General features: G+C 27.7%; 4 protein-coding genes. All 4 read left to right on the top strand.

The window, feature by feature from the left end; genetic code table 11:
* Positions 1–1,089 precede the first annotated feature (1,089 nt).
* The 4 genes from B2X73_RS04180 (at position 1,090) to B2X73_RS04170 (ending at position 3,926) form a co-directional block, all read left to right on the top strand.
* Entirely contained in the window at positions 1,090–1,674 is a 585-nt protein-coding gene (locus B2X73_RS04180) for a helix-turn-helix domain-containing protein (protein ID WP_286496459.1), read from the top strand.
* A 100-nt stretch (positions 1,675–1,774) separates the two neighbouring features.
* Entirely contained in the window at positions 1,775–2,740 is a 966-nt protein-coding gene (locus B2X73_RS04175; RefSeq protein WP_286496293.1) for a hypothetical protein, read from the top strand.
* 140 nt (positions 2,741–2,880) lie between these two features.
* On the top strand, positions 2,881–3,024 hold the full coding sequence (locus B2X73_RS15310; RefSeq protein ID WP_353655966.1) for a helix-turn-helix transcriptional regulator: 144 nt from the start codon (positions 2,881–2,883) through the stop codon (positions 3,022–3,024).
* Between the two features lie 38 nt (positions 3,025–3,062).
* A complete protein-coding gene (locus B2X73_RS04170; protein WP_286496292.1) occupies positions 3,063–3,926 on the top strand; it encodes a hypothetical protein in 864 nt (287 codons plus the stop codon).
* The last annotated feature ends 336 nt before the right edge of the window (positions 3,927–4,262 follow it).

The raw sequence follows: 4,262 nt of genomic DNA, 5'->3' as shown, positions 1-4,262 counted from the left end.
TTCGTTTTTGTGTCAAGACTTCCCCGTAGGGCATATGAATTCATTAAAAAACAATAATAACTCATGAGTAAAAATGAACGTAATAAAATAATGAACTACTAATTATCTTCTTATTCTCGTAATTATGTTCAGAACCTCATTCTTAACCTCAAATACTTACTACATTATACTTTTTACATACTACAATTCCCACATCTAATCTGTACTTTTTACTTAATACATACTACATCTTAACAATCCCTTCCGATACACGAACCACGAACAAACCATACGGAACGCATATACAATGGATACAGAATGGATACAGCGCGGATACACAACCGATACAGAAAAGTGTCATTTTGGATATACACCGATACAGGAATTTAACACTTTTTAACACTTTATTTTCTAATATTCTGTCATTTCAAGAAATCTAATCTGTACATAATTGAATTCTCTCAATACTAAAATCTCACATCTCACATCTAAATAATAGGTAGCAGAGCCCAATAAATTTGGAAAATGACATGAAACGCTTTACATTTAGTGTGCGAATAAAAAAGATAAAACGAATGCTTTCAAAGTCTCCTTACCGAGGCTCTGATAGAGAGCGTGTAAAGAAAGGATAGCCCTTTACTTTACGATCCGTGTTTTAAAAATGTTATAAATACGGAGTATTGTTCTTTAAAAGAATGGAAAAAACAAACAGACTTTGTCTGGTGGTTTTTTACGGATGAATGGAAATTGTTTCGTTCTCATTTTGTGTTGGGTTTTATGGAACGATGTACTTACAAAGTAGAGGAATTATATGGTAAAATACCAGATAGAGCACCCTCAACTTTTACTCGTGGTTCCGCCAGAAACCGTCTCTGAACAAGTCAGAGTTGCCTAAAAGTTAACGAGGAGTGCCCTACTGGAATATTTAGCAAAGTTACAAAATTCCAGCAATAGGCAAACTCTCGGTCAACTCGTGGCAATCTGGCGGATTTCGAACGAGTGACATCGTCTAAAGTAACTTATAATTTACTTTTTTTCTGTCGCTATTGTTTTCATAAACAAATATATAAATAAAAATAGATAAAACAAAATAAATTAATCTATTTTGATATGAATAAAGAATTTTATCAAAAAGAATATGGAAAAAGAGTTTCTAAATTCTTAATCTATTATAATCTTACAGAAGGTGATTTAGCTAAATTAATTGATTCAAACTCTACCAATATTAGAAGTATCATTAATGGTGAAGTTGGCTTAAATATTAACAAGATGATTAATATTGCATCTGTATTCGGTCTTACATATTACGATTTTGCAAATCCAAAATTTAAATTACCTTCAAAAAGTAGTCTTCCTGAATTAACTATTAAAATAATTAAAGAAAGACAGAAAAAAGGCTCTATTATCCGTGATAAATCTAATATTCTTGCAGTAGAACTTGATCGTTTAATAAATGAAGGTATTTTAAATAAACCTATTACTTCAAAAATTCTTCTATCCTTAATGAATTCTGATGCTCAGAAAAAAAGCTCAACTAGTATTACAAATCTTTTAAGAAAAGAACCTAGAAATACATTAATAATACAGCTTAAACAAAAATATGGGAATGAAAGTATTTTTATTGAAAAAAAATATGCTGAAAAATATACAAATATGAGCACCGAAAAACTAAAATTATTATTGGACTCTAAATAGATTATTAAAGGATTTAATAACCTTTAATAAAATTATTTCTCTCTTTACTAATTTAATTTTAAGAAAATAGGAATTATAAGAAACACTTGAATAAATTATTATGATTATTAATAACACTACTGAAAATAAGAAAACTAAATTAGAAATTCATTATTATTTTTCGGATGGATCACATAGTATTGATGCTGAAGTATATCTTTCTAACTTAAAAAATGTATTAGATATTATTAAGACAATATCAAGTACTTTTAAAATAATACATAAAATTGAAATAGAACCTGCAAAAGAAGGAGGATTTGAAACTTATATCACTGTTATTGAAGAATCTCTTAAAGCATTTCCATATTTATCTGAAACTTTAACAGGATGTGCAAGTTTTTTATTAGCTAATCCTGCAAAAAAATTATTTGATAATTTTTTCAAAACTAAAATTGAGAAAGAGAGTGATCAAATTGATTTTGAAATAAAAAAATTAGAACTAGAAGAGAAAAATATTGACGTAGAAAATAAAAAACTAGAATTAGAAAAAAGAAAAGAAGATTTACTATTAAACACAAAAAAGATTGAAGAAAAGTCAAATAATTTACAAGATAATTTAAAAATTATTACCTCAAGATCAAACTTTTACAAGGAAGTAAACAAAATCAAAAAAGTTAAAAAAATAGGTTTTAATAATTTTATTAATAATGAATCAAACAATGAAGAACAAATAGTTAAAAAAGAGTTATTCAAAAACTTTATTGTAGATACACCGGAATTAAATTCTATAATAGATAAACAAGCTGAGATCGAAATTATTTCTCCTGTGTTAGATAAGGATAAACCTTATAAATGGAAAGGAAAGCTTAATGGAGAAGATATTACAATTAATATGAAATCAAATATTTTTAAATCAGAAGTTCAGTCTGGAAGAATCAAATTTAAGAAAGGGTCAAAATTCATATGTAACTTAGAAATTAAACGTAAGTACGATGCTAATGGTAATATCAAAGTTACTTCATATGACTTATTAAATGTATGGAAATATATTTCTGGAAAAAAGGAAGTAATAATAGAAGATTTATAAATTATAAACTATTATAATTTGCTTTGAAATACTGTAGAAATGGATATAACATATGAGTTTTTAATTGAAATAGGAAATCAAATTTCATATCTTAGAGAAAAAAAAATCAAACTTTAGATTATTTAGAATACTTAAGCGGAATTGATTCAAGCGATATTAATAAGTATGAAAAAGGAAACTTAACTATACGTAATTTAATCCGAATAGCTAAAGCTTTAAATGTTCATCCCAAAATTCTTTTAGATTTTGATTTTAATAAATATAATAATGAATCAAATCGTTGAAGAAATGGTAAAACTAAGAACAAAATTGTAATAAGATTATGCAACTGCAACAAAAGACATTAGAGAAATTAAGAAATTTAATCAACGAGGAAACTGAATATCGCTCAGGACCTAAACTTGTTGAATTCTTTAATAGTTTAGGAGAAAACGATAGTTACAACAGAGATGAAGGTTTTCCTTCAAGATGGATTTATACAGACGCAAAACTATCTAAAATTAACGGAACACCAGAGTTAGATAAATGTATTCGAAAACTTTTTGCACCAGTCAATTTTATTGGAAGGTTTGGAGAATTGGACAAGTCAATTGCAGACTTCAATCAATATCTAGCTTTTGACGGTTGGCAGGTTCTTAGAAAGGAAACTGAGATAACATTTGCCAAAGCTGGCAAAATAATATTTGAAGAAAAGGTTGACGTAAAAGAAGATGATTTTTTGCAAAAAGAGTTTAGCAATATTTCTTTAGACAAATTGGGACTTGACAACATCATCACAGAAACGTTGAATATCAGATTTAACGAAATAAAGAAATGTTTAAATGTAAAAGCACCAATGTCTGTGATTTTCCTTTCAGGAAGTTCACTTGAAGGAATACTCTTAGGAATTGCATCAAAATATCCGAAAGAATTTAATCAATCGAAAACTTCACCTAAAGATCAAAGCGGGAAAGTAAAGCCATATCACGAATGGACACTAAACAATTTTATTGACACAGCACATGACATTGGCATTTTAAAAGAAGATGTAAAGAAATTCAGTCATTCCTTGCGAGACTTTAGAAATTATATTCATCCTTACGAACAAGTTAATTCAAGATTTAATCCTGACGAACATACAGCAAGAATTTGTTGGCAAGTTTTGAAAGCTGCAATCTATCAATTAACAAACAACAAACCTCAATAATAAGCTAAAAAATCAATTACTTAATAAATAGAAAACTAAAGCTCAATATAGTTTTACAAACACTAAAGAACGAACACCAGCTGATAACAACCTTAACTGTTGCACATCTTGATATTTTGGATACAAGTAAAATATATAACCTCTTTTAAAAACGATTTTAGTGAGGTAGTTTATTTTTTCACAACAAGGTATACCTCTTATTTTATCGTCTATTTTTTTGAAGGACAAAATAGCCTATTTCTTCGGGGTTTGTTCGAGTATCCTTCGACAATGGTGTAATCTTCCCCTTGTTAAGAACACTTAAAAGTAGAGTTTTTATTTAATATTATTGTATTA

Source organism: Empedobacter sp. UBA7252, from assembly GCF_002472765.1.
GTDB lineage: Bacteria > Bacteroidota > Bacteroidia > Flavobacteriales > Weeksellaceae > Empedobacter > Empedobacter falsenii_B.
Note: the sequence above shows the minus strand (reverse complement) of the source record. Positions and strands in the feature narration are given on the sequence as shown.